The organism is Sphingomonas sp. (assembly GCF_032114135.1).
GTDB lineage: Bacteria > Pseudomonadota > Alphaproteobacteria > Sphingomonadales > Sphingomonadaceae > Sphingomonas.
Genome location: NZ_DAMCTA010000001.1, coordinates 1,362,347 through 1,382,848 on the forward strand (window position 1 = coordinate 1,362,347; position 20,502 = coordinate 1,382,848).

A 20,502-nucleotide genomic window follows, 5' to 3' on the forward strand; every position below is an offset into this window, starting at 1 on the left:
GCGATGCCGTTGCTGCCGCTCCTGATGCTGGGCCTGGGTGCCGCCGCGGTGCTGACGCTGCTGGTGCTGGCGCTGTCCGGCCCCTCGGCGCAGCGGGCAAGCACGCGACGGCTGACCTCGCTGCGGGACCGGCACATGGTCAGCGGCACCGGCACCAACGCGATGGAAGCGCAGCTGCGCCGCATCTCGACGGCGCAGGCCAGCGGCTTTGACGTTACCTTCGCGCGGCTTTTGCCCAATCAGCAACAGCTCGAGAAGCGGCTGGCGATGACCGGCAAGGGCTGGACGCTGGGCCAGTACGGCCTCGCCACGCTGGGCCTGGCAGTGGCGGTGGCGCTGCTGCTGGTTTTCGAGGGCGCGCCGCTGTTGCTGGCGATGGTGTTCGGGTCGTTCCTTGGGCTCGGCCTCCCCCATTTCGTCGTGAGCTTCCTGATCAAGCGCCGCGTCGGCAAGTTCACCGCCACCTTCCCCGACGCGATCGACCTGCTGGTCCGCGGGCTGCGCTCGGGCCTGCCGATCACCGAGACGATCGGCGTCGTCGGCTTCGAGATGCCGGGGCCGGTGGGCGAGGAGTTCCGCGCGATCAGCGACAAGATGAAGATCGGCCGCACGCTCGACGCGGCGCTGCAGGAAACTGCCGACCGGCTCGGCACGCCCGAATTCCAGTTCTTCACCATCACCATCCAGATCCAGCGCGAAACCGGCGGCAACCTGGCCGAGACGCTCGGCAATCTCTCCGACGTGCTGCGCAAGCGCGCGCAGATGAAGCTGAAGATCAAGGCGATGTCATCGGAAGCCAAGGCCTCGGCGATCATCGTCGGCGCCCTGCCCTTCATCGTGTTCGGGCTGATCTGGTCGATCAACAACGAATATATGATGCACTTCTTCACCGATCAGCGGCTTGTCGTCGCCGGCAGCGGTGGGCTGATCTGGATGGCGCTGGGCGCCTTCATCATGGCCAAGATGGTCAATTTCGAGATCTGATGGCGATGCAACCCACCCACGGCCCCACCCTGCTCGGCATCGACGTCCTCTGGGTCGCGACGATCCTGTCGGCGATCGCCGCCTTTGCGGTGCTCGTCGCCATCTATGCCGCCACCACGGTGCGCAACCCGATGGCGCGCCGGGTCAAGATGCTCAACGAACGCCGTGAGCAGCTGAAGGCCGGCATCATCGCCACCCCTTCCAAGCGTCGCGCCAAGCTGGTGCAGCGCAGCGACACGACCGACCGCATCCGCAGCTTCCTCAGCTCGCTCAAGGTGCTGCAGGACGAACAGGTCAAGGTGGCGCAGGTCAAGCTGCTCCAGGCTGGCATCCGCCGCCGCGAATGGGCGGTGGGTGTGATCCTCGGCCGGCTGGTGCTGCCGATCCTGTTCGGCGGGCCGATGCTCTATTTCGTCTACGGTACCGACATGTTTGCCGACTGGAGCCCGCTCAAGGCCTATGGCCTGGTCGCGGGCACCTTCATCCTCAGCTACAAGGCACCCGATCTCTATCTCAAGAACCGCATCCAGAAGCGCACCGACGCGATCCGCAAGGGACTGCCCGACGCGCTGGACCTGCTGGTGATCTGCGCCGAGGCGGGCCTGACCGTCGACGCCGCCTTCGGTCGCGTCGCGCGGGAACTGGGCCGGGCCTATCCCGAGCTGGGGGAGGAATTCTCGCTGACCGCGATCGAGCTCGGCTTCCTCACCGATCGCCGCGCGGCGTTCGAGAACATGGCGATGCGTATCAATCTGGATGCAATTCGCGGTGTCGTTACAACCATGATCCAAACTGAAAAGTATGGCACCCCGCTGGCGTCGGCACTGCGCGTTCTTTCCGCAGAGTTCCGCAACGAAAGAATGATGCGGGCGGAAGAGAAGGCGGCACGTCTGCCTGCGATCATGACGGTTCCACTGATCCTGTTCATCCTGCCGGTGCTGTTCATCGTGATCCTCGGGCCCGCGGCCTGCTCGATCAACGACTCCTTGATGCATTGACGTTTACGGAACCTAACGCGTGGTGACAGGTTGTTGGCGGGTTGCCGGGAGCCTGACCTATGACCGACTTGCCGTACACCACCCCTTTGCAGTTCATCGGCCTCGCGCTAGCGCTGGTCGCCGGCTGGCTGCTTGGCTTGGCGAGCAGCAGCGCCGGCCGCCGTTGGCGCGAACGCTATGAGGCGGAACGCGACGCGCATCAGGCGCTGCGCGACGAGCTCGCCACCGCCAACACTCGCATCCGCGATCTGGAGGCGACCAATTCCCGGCTCGAGCGCACCATCGCGGACAGCCGCCCCGCGATGCCGCTCGCCGACCCCGCGCCCAACAAGCGCGACTCGGCAATCCGCAGCTGGTTCTATGGCGGCACCGACGTGCTTGCCCGCATCCGCGGCATCGACGAGCATCGCGAGCGCCAGCTCAACCAGCTCGGCATCCAGCACTTTCGCGACATCGAGGAACTGCCGCGCGGCGACGAACGGCCGCTGGAGGAACGACTCGGGCTGCCGCAGGGCACGATCGTCGACGAACGCTGGCGCGAGCAGGCGGCGTTGCTGCGTGCCGGCGATACCGACGAACATGCCCGCAGGTTCGGCCACCACGCCTGATCTTGTCTTACAATAGCGATTGACTGTCGCCCGGGTGCAACGCCCGGGCGTTTTTTCGTGCGCGTGCAATCGGCGCATCTCGGCGCGGTTTTCCGCGGTCGAGCAGCGCGAGATTCGCGCATTTTTCCAAACGTTACCATCCGCTCTTCCCATTCCACACAGCGTTGCAATGGGGCGGAAAAACCGGCGATGGTCTCATTACCGATCCCCTACCTTTCACGCGAACGTCTCAAATAGGTCATGCCGCTGCCGCCGACTGGCTTGACAACTGGTCAGGCCTCTAGGACATTTGTCGGACCAGGAGCAGCAAGCTCCGGATAGAAAAACAGAGCACCGCAGCAGGGTTCGCCATTTTTGATGAGGGGTGGTTTGATGTTGAGTCCGTCGCCGACCAGCGCGCGTCGCGCCGTTACCGGTACCAAGTTGGTATTGCTCTCCGCAGGTTCCATCGTCGCATTGGCGCTCGCTGGTCCCGCTTTCGCCCAGACCTCCGATGCGCCCGTCGCGCAGGCGCAGGACGATACCGGCGGCGACATCGTCGTGACTGGCTTCCGCTCCAGCCTCGCTTCCGCGCTCGACGCGAAGCGCAAGGACATCCGCATCACCGACGGCATCTCCGCCGAGGATATCGGCAAGTTCCCGGCGCAGAACATCACCGAGGCGATCCAGCGCATCGCCGGCGTTCAGATGTCCAACATCAACGGCCGCGGCTCGACGATCAGCATCCGCGGCCTGGGCGCGCAATATGCCCGCACCACGATCAACGGCCAGACCTTCGCCAGCGCCGACTTCAAGGACGGCTTCCGCTACGACATCATCCAGACCGATCTCGCCAGCGCGATCCAGGTGGTGAAGTCGCCCACCGCGGACATGGACACCGGCGGCCTCTCCGGCACAGTCAACATCGATACCGTGAAGCCGCTTGCCTATAAGGGCCCGCGCTTCATAGTCGGCGTGAAGGGCTATGACTCGCAATATCGCGGCGGCGTGACGCCCAAGGTCAGCGGTGCCTATATCGACCAGTTCGCCGGCGGCACGCTGGGCGTGATGGCCAATGTCAGCTATCAGAAGCTGAGCGATCGCGGCGACTATGCGTTCATCAAGAACTGGTATAATCCCGGCGTTCTCGATCCCAACAACTATGTTCCCGGCAATTTCCGCCTGCGTCGCATCGATCGCGACAGCAAGCAGCTGATGGCCAGCGGCGCGATCCAGTGGAAGCCGCAGCCCAATTTCGAAGTGCTGCTCCAGGGCGAATATTCGAAGGACGATACGCGCTACGATACCCAGCAGCTCGTGTTCGGCCGCTGGGATACCAGCGCGATCAAGGTCAACCATGTCGCCAATGGCGTGGCCGATCAGATCAGCGTCAGCACCTTCGGGGTCGGCAACAACGACCAGCCGGAAATCCGCAACCTGAAGACTCAGGCCTATACGGGTACGATCAATTGGCAGCCCGGCGAGGGCTGGAACGTACACGCCGTCGCGCACTACACTCGCGGTAATGCCGACCTGCAGGAATATGCCTCGATCGACTCGATCGACGTCGCGGGCGGCGGCACGCTCGACATCAGCAATCCGCGCAACGTCAAGTTCACCACCGCTGCCGGGGTGCTGGACGGTTCGTTGTTCACGCCCGCCAACCGCACCTTCTTCGCGTTCATCGACGGCGCGACGCACATCCAGACGGCCAAGGACAAATCCGCTCAGCTGGACGTGACGAAGGACATCGGTGCGTTCGGGGTGCGTTCGCTGGTCTTCGGCGTGAAATACCATCACGAAAGCTTCCAGACCGACGCCTATCGGCATGACCGCGACGCGGATGTGACGCGACCCGATCTGTATCCCGAATATGCCTTCATCCCGGACCTGAGCACCACCGGCAAGCTGGTGACCAACTTCCTCGGCAGCCGAATGGCGATCCCGACCACCTTCCGGGAAACCAATGCGCCGCTGTGGCAGTCGATCCTGGCCTCCAAGGGCATCACCGTGCCGGACGTGCGCGACTGGGCGAACAGCTATGTCGTCGATCGCTACATTCCGGCGGTCTATGCGATGGCGAATGTCGACACCTCGGTGGGTGGCATGGCGCTGCGTGGCAATCTGGGCGTCCGGTACGAACACACCCATCAGAACGTCCAGTCCAACCTCACGGCTGGCACCGACAGCAGCTCTCCGCTGCTCGGCACGCAGCACGTGGTGCAGGATTATGGCAATGTGCTGCCGAGTGCCACTTTCGCGCTCGACCTCACCAATCGCTTGGTGGCGCGCGTCGCCGCCGCCAAGGTGCTCGTCCGTCCGCTGCTCAACAGCCAGACACAGATGGCCGACACCTTCGTCACCGACAATACGGGCATCCGTCCCAGCGTGTCCGTGTCGAACGGCGAATCGCGCCTGAAGCCGCTGACCGCCAACCAGGCGGATATCAGCCTCGAATATTATTATGGCCGCGGCAATTCGATCAGCATCGCCGGCTTCTACAAGGCGGTGAAGAACGGCACGTTCACGCAGTTCTACTGCCCCACCGCGTTCAACGGGGTGACGCTGAACGGCCAGGTCGGCAACTGCCAGTCGGCGGACGGGACGACGGACTACAACTTCAGCCGCAAGCTGAACGACAACAGCGTCATCCACATCAAGGGTGTGGAAGTCGCCGCGTCGCAGAGCTTCGACGACTTCCTGCCGGTGAAGGGCTTCGGCGCGACCGGCAACGTCACCGTCGTCGATGCCGATTCGCCGGCGCTCGGCACGGGCTTCAATCTGCGCGACCTGTCGAAGCTGACCTGGAACCTGACCCCCTATTGGGAAAACCAGATGTTCAGCGTCCGCCTCTCGGTCAACCATCGCAGCTCGTACAAGCAGGATGCCTCGACCAGCTTCTTCGTCGATGGCGGCCAGATCCATACGGTGCGCAGCCGCACGCAGCTCGACCTCGCGCTCGGCTTCACGCCGACCAAGTGGCTGGGCTTCACCGGCGGCATCATCAACCTGAACAACACGCGGGAGGAAGCGTATCAGACCACCGCCGATACCTTCCAGATGACGAGCCTTACCGGCCGCACCTTCTACCTGTCGGCCACCGCGAAGTTCTGACCTTCAGGCACCGGGCCATCCCCGGGGAGCGCCCCTCTTCCGCAAGGAAGGGGGGCGTTTCTCGTTTTGGGGAGTGTCGTGAATTTCCAAGCCCCTCCCCTTCAGGGGAGGGGCTTAAGAAGAGTCAGCGCAGCACCGCCGGCGTATAATTCTCGACCACTTCCGCCAGCGCCCGCCCCTCGCCGTCCAGCACCAGCGCGCGGTGGCGGAGCACATAGGGCGCGACGCCCGCAAGCACCTGCTCCAGCGCCTTGCGATGCGGGTGCAGCGGGCGGATCACCGCGCCGAAGGGCGTATCGCCCTGCTCCAGCGCGCTGTTCATTTCCGGCGTCAGGCGCGCGGGCACGTACCAGTTCTCAGCGACCGACAAGGCCATGCCGGCGCAGCTGAGCACGACGCTGCGGTACACGACCCGCTCGTCCGGCCCGATCGCGAGCCGCTGGCGCTGCTCCGGGGTAGGTTCCTTGTGCACCGCCCGATCGACTTCAGCGCGGATCGGGCCGCCGCAGCGGCGTTCCAGCACGGCGGTGGCGGTAGGGCTGGCGAGAAGGTCGCGGCTGAGTGCCGCCGCATCGTCCGTCGCTACCGCTACCGCCACTACCAGCATCACTTTCCTCGAATTGCCGCCTGCGCTGCCGCAAGCCGCGCGATCGGCACGCGATAGGGCGAAGCCGAGACATAATCGAGCCCCGTCTTCTCGCAGAACGCGATCGAGGCCGGATCGCCACCATGCTCGCCGCAGATGCCAAGCTTGATGTCGGGCCGGGTCGCCCGGCCGCGCTCGGCGGCGAGCGCGATCAGCTGGCCGACGCCCTCCACATCAAGGCTCACGAACGGGTCCTTGGCGTAGATGCCCTTCTCCACATAGGTGGTGAGGAAGCGCGAGGCGTCGTCGCGGCTCACGCCCAGCGTCGTCTGGGTTAGGTCGTTGGTGCCGAACGAGAAGAAGGCGCCCACCTCGGCGATCTCGCCCGCCATGAGTGCCGCGCGCGGCAGCTCGATCATCGTGCCGACCAGATAGTCGATCGTGCGGCCCCTCTCGGCGAACACCGCCTGCGCGGCCTTGTCGACCACCGCCTTCATCAGCTCCAACTCGCGGCGGGTGCCGACCAGCGGGATCATCACTTCCGGCACCGGCGCCGCGCCTGATTTCTCGGCAACCGCAATCGCCGCCTCGAAGATCGCGCGCGCCTGCATCTCGTAGATTTCGGGATAGGTCACGCCGAGGCGGCAGCCGCGATGGCCGAGCATCGGGTTGAACTCGTGCAGCTCGGCCGCGCGGCGCTTGAGCGTGTCGATGTCCACGCCTGCTGCCGTGGCGACTTCGGCGAACTCCGCCTCTTCGTGCGGCAAAAACTCGTGCAGCGGCGGGTCGAGCAGGCGGATCGTCACCGGCAGGCCCGCCATCACCTCGAAGATCTCGAGGAAGTCGCTGCGCTGTTCGGGCAGCAGCTTCTCCAGCGCAGCGCGGCGGCCCGCCTCATCCTCGGCGAGGATCATCTGGCGCACCGCGGTGATGCGCGCCGAATCGAAGAACATGTGCTCGGTGCGGCACAGGCCGATGCCTTCGGCGCCGAACTCGCGCGCGGTGCGGCAGTCGAGCGGCGTCTCGGCATTGGCGCGGACCTTGAGCCGGCGGACCTCGTCGGCCCAAGTCATCAGCGTGCCGAAATCGCCCGACAGCTCGGGCTGCACGGTCGGCACCTGGCCGGCCATGACCTCGCCGGTGGCGCCGTCGATGGTGACCATGTCGCCCTCGCGGATTTCACGGGCACCGACGCGCATCACCTTCTCGCGCGCGTTGATCGACAGGCTGCCGGCGCCGGAGACGCAAGGCCGCCCCATGCCGCGCGCGACGACCGCGGCGTGGCTGGTCATGCCACCGCGTGCCGTCAGGATGCCGCGCGCCGCGTGCATGCCGTGGATATCCTCGGGGCTGGTCTCGGTGCGGATCAGGATCACCGAATCGCCCGCATTGGCGCGCTTCTCGGCCGTGTCGCTGTCGAACACAGCGAGACCCGACGCCGCGCCCGGCGAGGCGGGCAGACCCTTGGTCAGCACGTCGCGCGGCGCCTTGGGATCGAGCGTCGGGTGGAGCAGCTGGTCGAGCGCCGCCGGATCGACGCGCAGGATCGCTTCCTCGCGGGTGATCAGCCCCTCATTGGCCATGTCGACCGCGATCTTGAGCGCCGCCTTGGCGGTGCGCTTGCCGCTGCGGGTCTGCAGCATCCACAGCTTGGCGCGCTCGACGGTGAACTCGATGTCCTGCATGTCGCGGTAATGGGTCTCGAGCCGGTCGAACACCGCCGCCAGCTCGCCATAGACCTCGGGCATCGCCTCTTCCATCGAGGCGGGCTTGGCGCCTGCGGCCTCGCGGGCGGTCCGGGTCAGGTACTGCGGCGTGCGAATGCCGGCGACCACGTCCTCGCCCTGCGCGTTGATCAGGAACTCGCCATAATAAGCGCGCTCGCCGGTCGAGGGGTCGCGGGTGAAGGCCACGCCCGTCGCCGAGGTGTCGCCCATATTGCCGAACACCATCGCCTGCACGTTCACCGCCGTGCCCCAATCGGCCGGGATGTCGTTGAGACGGCGATAGACCTTGGCGCGCTCCGACTGCCACGAGCCGAACACCGCGCCGATCGCACCCCAGAGCTGGTCGTGCACATCCTGCGGGAACGGCTTGTTCCACAGTTCCTCGACGATGGACTTGTACTCGGCGACCAGCGTCTGGAGATCGGTGGCCGACAGTTCGGTATCGAGGGTGAAGCCGCGATCTTCCTTGGCGATCTCCAGCGCTTCCTCGAACCGGCCATGGTCGAGGCCGAGCACGACATCGGCATACATCTGGATGAAGCGGCGATAGCTGTCCCAGGCGAAGCGATCGTCGCCGCTGGTGGCGGCCAGGCCCTGCACCGTCTGGTCGTTGAGGCCGAGGTTGAGGACGGTGTCCATCATCCCCGGCATCGAGACGCGCGCGCCCGAGCGGACCGAGACGAGCAGCGGATCGGCCGCATCGCCGAACTGCTTGCCGGTGATCGCGGCGATATGCGCGATGCCGCCCGCGACCTCGGCCTTCACGCTCTCCGGGAAGGTCTCGCCTTCCTCGTAATAACGCGTGCACATCGCCGTGGAGATGGTGAAGCCCGGCGGCACCGGCAGCCCGATCGAGGCCATCTCGGCGAGGTTCGCACCCTTGCCGCCGAGCAGATTCTTGTCGCCCGCACCACCGTCCGAAACACCACCGCCAAAGCGGTACACATATTGCGTCATTCTGATCCCCTTCCGATCGAAAGCGCCCCTGCTCGATGCAAGGGCGCTACCGCAGGTGCGAAAAAGGCGGAACCGCTGATTGCGTTGTCGGTATCCGATTATTTCGGGACAATGGCAGTTTCAGGCCAATTTACGGGATATTAATCGTACAATTAAGCCTCTCAACCTTCGATCTTGGCGAAGTCCGCCACCTTGTGCACTGCATCACGCATCCGCGCGAGCAGGCCCAGGCGCGCGGCGCGCTTGACCGGATCGCCGTCGTTGACGGTCACCTGGTCGAAGAAGGCGTCGATCGGCGCGCGCAGGATCGCGAGCGCGGCCATCGCATCCTCGAACTTCTCGGCTTCGATCGCGGCAGTGGCCTTGGGCTCGGCCGCGTCGAGGGCTGCGGCGAGCGCGGCTTCGGCGGGTTCGGGTGCGGGGTTGACGGCACCAGCTTCCCACTCCTCCTTCTTGAGGATGTTCGCCGCGCGCTTGTAGCCGGCGAGCAGGTTGGCGCCGTCCTCGGTAGTGACGAACGCCTGCAGCGCCTTCACGCGCGCCAGCAGGCGGACGAGATCGTCCTCGCCACCGAGCGCGAACACCGCGTCGATCAGGTCGTGGCGGACACCCGCCTCACGCTGCTGGACCTTGAGGCGGTCGGCGAAGAAGTCGAGGAGGTCTTCCGCACTCCGCTCAATCTCACGCTGAGCCTCGGTCAAACGGTGATTGTAGCTTTCAACCACCGTGTTCAAAAGCAAGTTTGCAAGCTCCGTCCCAATATGACGGTCGCCACGAGAAGACGCCAAGTCTTCATAGATCTCAGCCAATTGCTTGTTTGGTTCAGGCTGAGTGCTTACCCAAGCGCGGAGACACGCCCTGAAAAGCATGGGCAGTAGGCTGAGCCTCACGCCGTTTGCGGTTAGCAGGCTAATGCACGCGATGGCGGCGCGTCGAAGAGCGAAGGGATCTTTGGAACCCGTTGGCTTTTCGTCGATCACAAAGAACGCAGCCAAAGTATCTAGCTTATCCGCCAGCGCCACCGCGACCGTCACCGGCTCGGTCGGAACGTCGTCGCCCTGCCCGACCGGCTTGTAGTGATCGCGGATCGCTGCGGCGACCGCCGGGTTTTCCCCTTGCGCAGCGGCATAATAGCCGCCCATCAGGCCCTGCAGCTCGGGGAACTCGCCGACCATGCCGGTGACGAGGTCCGCCTTGGCAAGCTCGGCCGCGCGGCGCGCCAGAGCGGGATCGCAGTTCGGCACGATCTTTTCGGCCGCCAGCCATTCGGCCAGCTTGGCGACGCGCTCGACCTTGTCGGCCACCGTGCCCAGCTTCTCGTGGAAGACGATCTTCTCGAGTTTCCCCGCCTGATCGGCGAGCGGCACCTTCAGATCGGTCTCGTAGAAGAACCGCGCGTCGCTCAGCCGTGCGGCCAGCACCTTCTGGTTGCCCGCGACGATCTTCTCGCCGCCATCGGCCGCGTCGATGTTCGCCACGCAGACGAACGCGTTGGCGAGCTTGCCCGCGCCATCACGGCAGACGAAATATTTCTGGTTCACCCGCGCGGTGAGCTGGATCACCTCGGGCGGCACCGCCAGGAAGGCCTCGTCGAAGCGGCCGAGCAGCGGCATCGGCCATTCGGTGAGGCCGGCATTCTCGAACAGCAGGCCCTCGTCCTCGATCAGGCTGAGCCCCGCCTTCTGCGCCGCCATCTTCGCGCCCAGCGCGATGATGTTGCGGCGCTCCGCCCCGTCGACGATGACATGGCAGGCGCGCAGCTTCTCGATGTAATCGTCGGCCGAACCGATCGTGATCACGCCCGGATGGTGGAAGCGATGCCCCACCGTCGCCGCGCCGCTGGTGATGCCGGCGACCTCGCACGGCACCACGTCGCTGCCGAACAGCGCGACGATGCCCTGGAGCGGGCGCACCCAGCGCGGGCTCTCGGTGGAGAGCGACGGCGCGCCCCAGCGCATCGACTTGGGCCAGGGGAAGGCGCGGATCACCGCGGGGATCGCGGCGGCGAGCACCTCGGCGGTGGCGCGGCCGGGCTTGTCGACAATCGCGAACAGCACGCCGTCGCGCTCGACCAGCTGATCGGCGGTGAGGCCGGTCTTGCGGAGGAAGCCTTCCAGCGCCTGGGGCGGCGCGCCGACGCGCGGGCCCTTGGTCTCTTCGGAGACGGCGGCGGTCTCGGCGGGCAGGCCCTTGAGGATCAGCGCCAGCCGGCGCGGCGTGGCATAGCTGATCGTCTCGGCGGCCTTGAGACCGGCCTTGTCCAGCTCGGCGGCGAACAGGCGGGGGAGATCCTCCCGCGCCTTTTCCTGCATGCGCGCCGGGATTTCCTCCGAGCGGAGTTCGAGAAGAAAGTCAGTCATAGGCAATTCCAAGTGCACCTGCGAATGCAGGTGCCCAGTGTTGGAGAGCGAGTCGCTTGGGGCTCTGGGCTCCTGCTTTCGCAGGAGCACGAAGGGGGAAGCGGCGGCTACGCATCACGCCGTCCAGCCGGGGTACGCGGCTTCCCATTCGGGAGTCTTCTTCTCGATCCACGCCGCACAGGCGCCCTTCGCCAGATCGCGCACCCGGCCGATATAGGCCTGGCGCTCCGCCACCGAGATCACGCCGCGCGCGTTCAGCAGGTTGAAGATATGGCTTGCCTCGATCGCCTGCTCATAGGCCGGGATCGGCAGCTTCGCCTCCAGCGAGCGCTCGCACTCGGCCGCGGCCTTGCGGAACAGGTCGAACAGCGCGTCGGTATCGGCGATCTCGAAGTTCCACTTCGACATCTCGCGCTCATTCTCCAGGAACACGTCGCCGTACGTCACGCCCGCGTCGTTGAAGGCGAGATCGTACACGCTGTCCTTGTTCTGGATGTACATGGCGAGGCGCTCGAGCCCGTAGGTCAGCTCGCCCGCGACCGGCTTGCAGTCATAGCCGCCCATCTGCTGGAAATAGGTGAACTGGGTGACTTCCATCCCGTCGCACCAGACTTCCCAGCCAAGGCCCCAAGCGCCGAGCGTGGGCGATTCCCAATCGTCCTCGACGAAGCGGATGTCGTGCTTGGTGAAGTCGATGCCGATCGCGGCCAGCGAGCCCAGGTATAGCTCCTGCAGGTCGGGCGGGCTCGGCTTCAGGATCACCTGATACTGATAGTAATGCTGGAGCCGGTTGGGATTCTCGCCATAGCGGCCGTCGGTCGGGCGGCGGCAGGGCTGGACGAAGGCGGCGTTCCACGGCTCCGGCCCCAGCGCGCGCAGCGTGGTGGCGGGGTGGAAGGTACCGGCGCCCATGCGCATGTCATAGGGCTGCAGGATCAGGCAGCCGCGCGTGCTCCAATAGTCATGGAGCGTCAGGATCATGCGCTGGAAGCTGAGAGGTTCGGACAAGTTGGTCACCCTGTGAGGTTTGGGGAGCGCTTTGGCGCAGGGCGCGGAGGGGGTCAACCGGGGCCCACAGCGATCCCCTAGACAGCAGACAAAACCGTCGCTCTCGCCCCAATACGCCGTCATTCCCGCGAACGCCGGGATCCATTGGCGCTGAAGCGTCAGTTTTTGCCCCGGCGTCCTGGCAAATGGATTCCCGCCTTCGCGGGAATGACGGTTGAGTATAAACCGCTAGCGCAGAGCCGAACGCCGGATCGTTGAACTTGCCCGCGCCCTCCCCCACAAGGGCACGATGTTCCGCGCGCTCCTCCTTGCCGCCCTGTTCCTCCTCGGCAGCTGCAGCGCAGCCCCCCGCGAGGCCAAGCCCGCGCTCTGGGCGGTGCGCGATGGCGACACCATTGTCTATCTGTTCGGCACCGTGCACCTGCTCCGCCCGGAGCTGCGCTGGTTCGAAGGCCCGGTGCGTACCGCGTTCGACGCGAGCGACACGCTCGTCCTCGAACTGGTGATGCCGCCCGAGGCCGAGACGCAGGCGCTGCTTGACAGGCTCGGTCGCACGCCCGGGGACACGACCGTCGCCGCCCTCCCCGCGCCCGAGCACGTCAAGCTCGAAGGGGCGCTCCGCCAGGCCGGGCTGTCCCCGCAGTCGCTCGACCGCGACGAGCCGTGGCTGGCCGCGCTCACCTTGTCGCTGCTCCCGCTCCAGAAGCTCGGTTATGACGATGCCAATGGCGTCGAGCAGGTGCTCCAGGCCGCCGCGGCGAAGTCCGGCAAGCGGGTGACGGGGCTGGAAACCGCCGAGCAGCAGTTCGGCTATTTCGACCATCTTTCTGCCGCCGCACAGGCGCGCGTGCTGGGCGACACGCTTGACGGGCTACCCAAGACCGGCGCGACCATCGACGCCGCCGTCGCCGCCTGGGGCAAGGGCGATGCCGATGCATTGGCCCGGCTGCTCAACGCCGATCTCGCCGGCAATCCCGAGTTGCGCGACACGCTGCTGCTTCGTCGCAATCAGGCATGGGCGGCCTGGATCCGCCATCGGATGCAGGCGCCGGGCCAGGTGTTCGTCGCAGTCGGCGCAGGGCATTTGGCGGGCGACGCGAGCGTATTGGCGCTGCTGGCCAAGGCCGGGCTGAAGGTGGAGCGGCTGCAATAGCAGGCGCCGACAGGAACGGAGCGGGAACTTTTGCTTTCCTACAGCCACGCTTCCGGCATATATACGGGGCTATCGGCCGATGCCGTTGCGGGGACGGGGGAGCGTAAATGTCGTTTTGCCGGAACTTTCGGAACTTTCGGGCGCCGAACACCCGTCTTGCGATTCGCGCCCGCCTCGCCTATAGGCGCGCGCTTGCTGTGGCAGGGTCATCCCTGGAGGCCTGCCGCTGCATGCACGTTGAAACATTTAGCGCATTGGAAATCGACACATGAGCGACACGCTTACGCTGTCGGCCGAAACGCGCGACCGGGCTGGCAAGGGAGCCTCCCGGGCGCTGCGTCGTGAAGGCCGCGTCCCCGCCGTGATCTATGGCAACAAGCAGGATCCTGCGAGCATCCACGTCAACGAGCGTGAGCTGCAGAAGCTGCTGAACACCGGCCACTTCTTCAACTCGGTGATCATGGTCAACGGCGAGCGCACGCTGGCCAAGGACGTCGCGTTCGACGTCGTCACCGATCGTCCGCTGCACGTCGACTTCCTGCGCATCTCCGAGCACGCGACCGTCACCGTCGAAGTGCCGATCGTGTTCGTCGACGAAGAGCTGGCGCCCGGCCTGAAGCGCGGCGGCGTACTCAATGTCGTCCGTCACGAGCTGGAGCTGGTGGTCGACGCGGCAGAGATCCCCGAGCAGATCGAGATCTCGGTCAAGGGCCTCGAAGTCGGCGATTCGCTGCACATCTCGGCCGTGACCCTGCCCAAGGGCGCGACCCCCTCGATCACCGATCGTGATTTCACCATCGCCACCGTCGTCGCGCCGTCGGCGCTGAAGTCGGAAGAGGGTGAAGCCGCGGCCGAGGGCGAGTCGGCCGAAGGCTGATCTCGTTCCCCTTTGCGGGTTCAAAAGATCGCCTCCGCACCCTAGGTGCGGGGGCGATTTTCTTTTCGGGAGTGTGGGCGATGCAGCTATGGGTGGGTCTCGGCAATCCGGGGCCGCAATATGCGATGCACCGCCACAATGTCGGGTTCATGGCAATGGACGCGCTGGCCGAGGTGCATGGCTTTTCCGTGCCGAAGAAGCAGTTCCAGGGCTGGACCCAGGAAGGCCGGATCGGCGCCGAGAAGGTCGTGCTGCTCAAGCCCGGCACGTTCATGAACGAAAGCGGCCGGGCGGTGCGATCCGCGCTGGATTTCTACAAGCTCGACCCCGAGGATGTGACCGTCTTCCACGACGAGCTCGACCTGCAGCCGATGAAGGTCAAGGTGAAGCGCGGCGGCGGAACGGCGGGGCATAACGGCCTGCGCTCGACCGACGCGCATCTCGGGCCCAACTTCCGACGGGTACGGCTTGGCATCGGCCATCCGGGGCACAAGGATCGGGTGACCGGCTATGTCCTCGGCAACTATGCCAAGGCGGAGATCGAACCGCTGAGCGACATGCTGGGCGCGATCGCCGCGGAGGCACCCTGGCTGGCGGCGGGCGACGACGTGCGGTTCATGAACGAAGTGGCGCGGCGGATGCAGGACTGAGCGCGCCGCATGGCGGGTTCTTGCCTTGCATCACCGAGGTTGCGGTGGATCGGCGCCACCCGCCGTGCCATCCTGCCGCCACCAACGATGAAGGGATGCCCGATGCGCCTGGCCCTGCCTGCCCTGCTCGCTCTCCTCCCCCTCGCCGCGCCCGCCAGGGCACAGACCGCCGCCGCCCCAGCGGCGGCGCCGGTCTATGAGCTGCGCATCTACACCCCTGCCCCCGGGAAGGCCGACGCGCTCAATGCCCGCTTCCGCAACCACACGCTCACGCTGTTCGCCAGGCACGGCATGCGCAACGTCGCCTATTGGAACGAACTGCCCCGTGCCGATGCGCCGGACGGCCGCGTGGTCTATATCCTCGCCTACCCCAGCCGCGAAGCACGCGAGGCGGACTGGAAGGCGTTCGGCGCCGACCCCGAATGGCAAAAGGTGGTCGCGGAATCCGAGGCGAACGGCAAGATCGTCACCAAGGTGGAAAGCATCTTCCTGACGATGACCGACTATTCGCCGCCGCTCGCGGGCGCGCGATAGGCGGCGTCTCCTTTGAACGCCCGCATTACCGCAGAGGTCGGCGCAAACGGGACGAGACAATTTACCCCGGCGCAGGAAGGGCAGAACGACAGGGCCGATCCCCGCCCGGCGAACGGCCTAACGTGGACGCCAAAGGGCGATGCCAGCGCGGACGGATCGTGAAGGGGGGCATTGCATTCGAGACGATCTTGGCGCTGGCGCTTGCCGGCTGCGGAGGCGAGCAAATGACCTTCGACAAGGCGGCGTGGGCGGACGAGCGCGGCAAGTATGACGGGGAAAGCCGACGGAGTGCGATGGTGCCGCAGCTCGGCAGTGCGGGTATCGCGACCGGCGCATCGCGCCGCGCGGTGCGCATGCTACTCGGCGAACCCGATTCTGCCGGCCCGTCTGCCGACATCTATTATCTCGGCCGCAGCGCGACCGGGCCGAGTTTTGAAATCTACCGCATCGAATATGATGCCGGGGGCAAGGTGCGCACCGCGCAGGTCCAGCGCAGCTGACCGACCGACCAAAGCAAAAAGGGGCCCGGTTTCCCGAGCCCCTTTCATTTTCAAGCGCTGGCGTCGCTTATTACTGCTTCACGCCCACCACTTCGCCGACGATACGGGTGTCGGCCCCGTTGATCGTCCCCGAGGCGCCGAAGACGACGCCGACGTTCACGCCCTTCGAGCCGTAGAAGGCCCCCGTGATCGTTCCGGTCGCCGCGCCGCCGCTGACGAGGCTGCCGCTGAACTGGTTCTGCGCGATCGGGATAGCGCCCTGAGCGTTCAGCGTCACATAGGCGGTCTCCGCGCCGCCGCTCGGTAGCGTGGTCAGATTCATCGTGGTGGTGACCAGGCCGGTGGCGAAATTGACCGTCACCGTCGCCGTGCCGCCAACGCGGACCAGCGTCGTCGCACCGCTGGCAACGCTCACCGAGCGGCCGACAACGCGGGCGGTGTAGGTCGCACTGCCGGTGGTCGGCATGTCATAGGAGAGGGTCGGATAGCCCCAGATCGAATAGGTCAGGCGCTTCTGGCCCGCCGTCGAATCGCCGCGCCACCAGTTTGCGTAGCTCAGCACGGTCAGCTGCTTGAGCAGGCTGTCGCTGGTCGTCACGGTCGCCGCGCCGATATTGTTGAGCACTTCGAGCTGGCTGAAATTGCCCGCTGCAGCGCCGGTCGCCGTGCTGACGCTGCGGTAGACGAACTCGGTGACCGTCGGGGCTGCGGTGGTCGTGACGTTGGTACCAACGAAGCGCGATTCCTCGCTCGCCTCGTCCATCACGAAGGTGCCGTTGGTCAGGTCCGCAGTGGCGGCCAGCTTGACGCGGCTGTTGAAGGTCTCGGTCGCAACGACGCCTAGCGTCACCGCACCCGTGGTGGGATCGCCGGTGTAGTTGGTCGTCGCGTTGAGCGTGCTGAACTCGGCGGCCGCCGTCAGCGGGAACGCGGTGTATGTTGCGGTCGGAGTCGGGGTCGGCGTTGCCGAGCCGGAAGCGGTAGGCGTCGGCGTGGCCGAGGAATCCCCGCCGCCGCTGCAGCTTGCCAGCGCGGCCGCAGCCGCGGCGCTGCCCAGAATGACATAACGGCGAATCATACGAAAACTCCTCGAGAACCTGGCGCACGACAGGAAATGACTTGCCCCCCTGTACCCCAGATGAACGCCCCTGCGTCAAGGCTGGTCGCGTTACACTGGAAAAACCCGTCGCCTGCGCGTATCGAGCCCGCCATATCGCCGGCGTGCCCGCCGGCCCCTTCACGACAGGATCGAACTACCATGGGTTTCCGTTGCGGCATCGTCGGCCTGCCGAATGTGGGCAAGTCCACGCTTTTCAATGCGCTGACCGAGACGGCCGCGGCGCAGGCGGCCAATTATCCGTTCTGCACGATCGAGCCCAATGTCGGCAACGTTGCGGTGCCCGATCCTCGGCTGAACAAGCTGGCGGAAATCGCCGGCTCGCAGAAGATCATCGAGACGCAGCTCGGCTTCGTCGACATTGCGGGCCTCGTGCGCGGCGCCAGCAAGGGCGAAGGCCTTGGCAACCAGTTCCTCGGCAACATCCGCGAGGTGGACGCGGTCGTCCACGTCCTGCGCTGCTTCGAGAATGACGACATCCAGCATGTCGACAACAAGGTGGATCCGATTGCGGACGCCGAGACGGTGGAGACCGAGCTGATGCTCTCCGATCTCGAAAGCCTCGAAAAGCGCGTGCCCAACCTCGCCAAGAAGGCGGCGCAGGGCGACAAGGAGGCCAAGGCCGCGGCGAGCGTGCTCGGTCAGGCGCTGGACCTGCTGCGCGACGGCAAGCCCGCGCGGCTGACCCAACCCAAGGACGAGGACGAGACCCGCCACCTCCGCCTTGCCCAGCTGCTCACCGCCAAGCCGGTGCTGTACGTCTGCAACGTCAACGAGGAAGATGCCGCGAACGGGAACGACCTCTCCGCGAAGGTATTCGCCAAGGCCGCGGCCGAAGGCGCGCAGGCGGTGGTAGTCTCCGCGGCGATCGAGGCCGAGATCGCGACGATGCCGATGGACGAGCGCGGCGAGTTTCTCGGAGAGCTGGGGCTGGAGGAAACCGGTCTGGCCCGCGTGATCCGCGCCGGATACACGCTGCTCGACCTGCTGACCTTCTTCACCGTCGGCCCCAAGGAAGCGCGCGCCTGGACCGTCCATCGCGGCGCCACCGCCCCCAATGCGGCGGGCGAGATCCACAGCGATTTCGAGAAGGGCTTCATCCGCGCCGAGACGATCGCGTACGACGATTTCGTCGCACTGGGCGGCGAAGCCAAGGCACGCGAGGCCGGCAAGCTGCGCGCGGAAGGCAAGGCCTATGTCGTCAACGACGGCGACGTGATGCACTTCCTGCATAGCTGAGAACTGTCATTAGCCCCTCCTCCTTGGAGGAGGGGCTGGAGTGGGGCAGTGTCTCACCGAGACCAATAGAGGTTTTGGAATCCCTCCACCCCCAACCCCTCCTCCAAGGAGGAGGGGCTTGAGAATTTACCCACACGCCTTCACGATCAGCCCAGCGAGATGCTCGCGCAGGAACGGCTTGGCCAGCACCGGCCGCTCGCGATAGGTACCCTCCAGCCCCAGCGCCCCGTACCCCGTCGCGAAGGCATAGGGAATTGCGCGCTCAGCCAGAATGTCCGCCACGGGGAACGACCGATGGCCGTCGAGATTGACGTCGAGAATGGCCAGATCGGCCTCGACCCGCCGCGCCACCTCCATGGCCTCGGGAAGCCGCATCGCGATCTCCACCACCTCATGGCCGAGATCGATCAGCATGTCCTCGATCAGGAAGGCGATCGTCATTTCATCTTCGACGATCAGGACACGCACGGCCTTATCCTATTCCACAGTTACGGCGGCAAGCGGCGCCTCGACGGTGCAGCGCAGCCCCTCGGGCTCGAAGTAAAGCGTCACCGCGCCGCCAAGTTCCCCCGCCAAGCCGCGTTCGATTAACCTAGATCCGAAACCACGCCGCGCCGGCGCCACGACGATCGGGCCGTCGCGCTCGCGCCATTCCAGCCGCATTTGGCCGCCGGTCACCGACCAGGCGATCGCCACCCGACCCGCGTCGTTCGACCAGGCGCCATATTTCACCGCGTTGGTGGAAAGCTCGTGCATCGCCAGCGCCAGTGCCAGCGCGGTCTTGGGCGAAATGCGGACGTCTGCACCCTGCAGCTTGCAACGCGCCGCATCATGCTGGTGCGGGCGCACCGCCTGATCGATCGCCTCGCGCAACGACGCACCCGCCCAGCGCTCGCCGGTAAGCAGGTCGTTGGCCTGGGCCAGCGCCACCAGCCGCGCGGCGAACTGCTCCTGCGCCACCGCAAGATCGGGAGCGGCGCGGAAGGTGCGCATCGCGATCGCCTGCACCATCGCGAGCGTGTTCTTCACCCGGTGGTTGAGCTCGTTGATCACCAGCCGCAGATGCTCGTTGGTCCGCCGCTGCTCGGTGATGTCCGAGGCCGCGCCGAACCACTCGACCAGTTCGCCCGCCTCGTCGGTGAGCAGCACCGCGCGCGAGGCGACCCAGCCGATGCTGCCATCCGCCTGGTGAACGCGGTGTTCGAGCTCGAGCGGCTGGCGGGCGCCACCGCTTCGGCAATCGCCGCCTGCACGCGTCCACGATCCTCGACGGGAATATAGGTGTCCACCCATTCCGGGAGCGTCTGGCGCGCATGGGCGAGGAAGGTGCCCCCGTCGAGATGAAGTAGTTCCGACCAATCGGGGCTCATCCGGTAGACCGCATCGGACGTCGCTTCCACGAAGGCGCGCAGCCGCCGCTCGCTCTCGCGCAATTGGCGCTGGGCGAGCACCTTTTGCGTGGTCTCGACGACGATCGCGACAACCCCCGCCGGCGTGCCCGATTCATCGAGGACCGGCGAGTAATCCAGGTCCATCCACACCGGCTCCAGCTTGCCGCGCCGCTGCAGCGACAATTCCTGTTCACGATAGGCGAGCGTCTGCCCGCTGAGACCCACGCGCATGACATTGTCGTTGAAGTCGGCGATCTCGGACCAGCCCTCGCGCACCTTCGAGCCCAGCAGTGCGGGATGGCGGCTGCCGGCGAATTCCGAATAGGCATCGTTGTAGATCATCACGCCGTCCTCGCCCCACAGCAGCACGATCGGCACGGGCGAGAGGATCAGCATCTGGGTGACCGATTTCAGGCTCTGCGGCCACTGCGCCAGCGGCCCGAGCGACGTGCCCGCCCAGTCGAAATCGCGAATCAACTGCCCGAGTTGCCCCCCACCGATCGGGTAGCCGTCGTTGCCCATCCTACTTCTCCATGCAGCGTATCACGCCTGCCTCGGTGGCCGGCACAATGTTTCCGCACCGCAATCGTTCATTCCAGGCCCGTTGACGATAACCTATGTGTCGAACGCTCGCGGTGGCTGTGCTTCATCCCCCGGGTACACAACAAATCGTCGCTGCGCACGGCAACCTACTAGAAATGTTTCTACAATGGGTTCGGA

The 20,502-nt window shown here is 65.8% G+C and carries 18 protein-coding genes; 10 read left to right on the forward strand and 8 right to left on the reverse strand.

The annotated features are described in order from the left end of the window. Positions 1 to 3: 3 nt before the first annotated feature. The 4 genes from RT655_RS06295 to RT655_RS06310 all read left to right on the forward strand — a co-directional run bounded on the left by RT655_RS06295 (position 4) and on the right by RT655_RS06310 (position 5,683). Positions 4 to 984, forward strand: a complete 981-nt coding sequence (locus RT655_RS06295; RefSeq protein ID WP_313535607.1) for a type II secretion system F family protein — start codon at positions 4 to 6, stop codon at positions 982 to 984. 5 nt (positions 985 to 989) lie between these two features. Continuing rightward, entirely contained in the window at positions 990 to 1,982 is a 993-nt protein-coding gene (locus RT655_RS06300) for a type II secretion system F family protein (RefSeq protein WP_313536916.1), read from the forward strand. 59 nt (positions 1,983 to 2,041) lie between these two features. Then, positions 2,042 to 2,590, forward strand: coding sequence for a hypothetical protein (locus RT655_RS06305; protein ID WP_313535608.1), 549 nt, complete (start codon positions 2,042 to 2,044; stop codon positions 2,588 to 2,590). 372 nt (positions 2,591 to 2,962) lie between these two features. Next, positions 2,963 to 5,683 (forward strand): TonB-dependent receptor, encoded by a 2,721-nt coding sequence (locus RT655_RS06310; RefSeq protein ID WP_313535609.1) that lies wholly within the window; start codon positions 2,963 to 2,965, stop codon positions 5,681 to 5,683. Between the two features lie 124 nt (positions 5,684 to 5,807). Here the strand turns inward: RT655_RS06310 and RT655_RS06315 are convergent, their stop codons facing one another. The 4 genes from RT655_RS06315 to RT655_RS06330 form a co-directional block, all read right to left on the reverse strand. Next, on the reverse strand, positions 5,808 to 6,290 hold the full coding sequence (locus RT655_RS06315) for a hypothetical protein (RefSeq protein WP_313536917.1): 483 nt from the start codon (positions 6,288 to 6,290) through the stop codon (positions 5,808 to 5,810). Then, positions 6,290 to 8,953 carry a pyruvate, phosphate dikinase gene (gene ppdK, locus RT655_RS06320; RefSeq protein ID WP_313535610.1) on the reverse strand — a complete coding sequence of 888 codons (2,664 nt, stop codon included), beginning with the start codon at positions 8,951 to 8,953 and terminating at the stop codon, positions 6,290 to 6,292. Before ppdK ends, RT655_RS06315 begins: the two co-directional genes overlap by 1 nt. A 161-nt stretch (positions 8,954 to 9,114) precedes the next feature. Next, on the reverse strand, positions 9,115 to 11,313 hold the full coding sequence (gene glyS / locus RT655_RS06325; RefSeq protein WP_313535611.1) for a glycine--tRNA ligase subunit beta: 2,199 nt from the start codon (positions 11,311 to 11,313) through the stop codon (positions 9,115 to 9,117). A 114-nt stretch (positions 11,314 to 11,427) separates the two neighbouring features. Continuing rightward, positions 11,428 to 12,294 (reverse strand): glycine--tRNA ligase subunit alpha, encoded by an 867-nt coding sequence (locus RT655_RS06330; RefSeq protein ID WP_313536918.1) that lies wholly within the window; start codon positions 12,292 to 12,294, stop codon positions 11,428 to 11,430. 316 nt (positions 12,295 to 12,610) lie between these two features. On the opposite strand from RT655_RS06330, the gene RT655_RS06335 reads away from it, so the two are divergent. The 5 genes from RT655_RS06335 (at position 12,611) to RT655_RS06355 (ending at position 16,035) form a co-directional block, all read left to right on the forward strand. Then, positions 12,611 to 13,474, forward strand: a complete 864-nt coding sequence (locus RT655_RS06335) for a TraB/GumN family protein (protein WP_313535612.1) — start codon at positions 12,611 to 12,613, stop codon at positions 13,472 to 13,474. Positions 13,475 to 13,742: 268 nt separating this feature from the next. Continuing rightward, positions 13,743 to 14,351, forward strand: coding sequence for a 50S ribosomal protein L25/general stress protein Ctc (locus RT655_RS06340; RefSeq protein ID WP_313535613.1), 609 nt, complete (start codon positions 13,743 to 13,745; stop codon positions 14,349 to 14,351). Between the two features lie 80 nt (positions 14,352 to 14,431). Continuing rightward, the gene (gene pth, locus RT655_RS06345; RefSeq protein ID WP_313535614.1) at positions 14,432 to 15,001 is read left to right on the forward strand and encodes an aminoacyl-tRNA hydrolase; all 570 of its coding nucleotides are present in this window, start codon (positions 14,432 to 14,434) and stop codon (positions 14,999 to 15,001) included. A 102-nt stretch (positions 15,002 to 15,103) separates the two neighbouring features. After that, positions 15,104 to 15,535: an NIPSNAP family protein gene (locus RT655_RS06350; RefSeq protein ID WP_313535615.1), complete on the forward strand. Its 432-nt coding sequence runs from the start codon at positions 15,104 to 15,106 to the stop codon at positions 15,533 to 15,535. A 224-nt stretch (positions 15,536 to 15,759) separates the two neighbouring features. Next, positions 15,760 to 16,035 carry a hypothetical protein gene (locus RT655_RS06355; protein ID WP_313535616.1) on the forward strand — a complete coding sequence of 92 codons (276 nt, stop codon included), beginning with the start codon at positions 15,760 to 15,762 and terminating at the stop codon, positions 16,033 to 16,035. A 70-nt stretch (positions 16,036 to 16,105) separates the two neighbouring features. On the opposite strand, the gene RT655_RS06360 is transcribed toward RT655_RS06355, so the two are convergent. Continuing rightward, positions 16,106 to 17,113, reverse strand: coding sequence for a transferrin-binding protein-like solute binding protein (locus RT655_RS06360; protein ID WP_313535617.1), 1,008 nt, complete (start codon positions 17,111 to 17,113; stop codon positions 16,106 to 16,108). A 180-nt stretch (positions 17,114 to 17,293) separates the two neighbouring features. Between RT655_RS06360 and ychF the strand changes: the two genes are divergently transcribed. After that, positions 17,294 to 18,391 carry a redox-regulated ATPase YchF gene (gene ychF / locus RT655_RS06365; RefSeq protein ID WP_313535618.1) on the forward strand — a complete coding sequence of 366 codons (1,098 nt, stop codon included), beginning with the start codon at positions 17,294 to 17,296 and terminating at the stop codon, positions 18,389 to 18,391. Between the two features lie 126 nt (positions 18,392 to 18,517). Here the strand turns inward: ychF and RT655_RS06370 are convergent, their stop codons facing one another. From RT655_RS06370 to RT655_RS06380, 3 genes are read right to left on the reverse strand one after another with little or no spacing between them, the layout of a single operon-like run. Continuing rightward, positions 18,518 to 18,859, reverse strand: a complete 342-nt coding sequence (locus RT655_RS06370) for a response regulator (protein ID WP_313535619.1) — start codon at positions 18,857 to 18,859, stop codon at positions 18,518 to 18,520. 9 nt (positions 18,860 to 18,868) lie between these two features. Then, positions 18,869 to 19,540 carry a sensor histidine kinase gene (locus tag RT655_RS06375; protein ID WP_313535621.1) on the reverse strand — a complete coding sequence of 224 codons (672 nt, stop codon included), beginning with the start codon at positions 19,538 to 19,540 and terminating at the stop codon, positions 18,869 to 18,871. Further along, positions 19,441 to 20,304, reverse strand: coding sequence for a PAS domain-containing protein (locus tag RT655_RS06380; protein WP_313535622.1), 864 nt, complete (start codon positions 20,302 to 20,304; stop codon positions 19,441 to 19,443). The genes RT655_RS06375 and RT655_RS06380 overlap by 100 nt, the downstream gene beginning before the upstream one ends. Between the last annotated feature and the right edge of the window lie 198 nt (positions 20,305 to 20,502).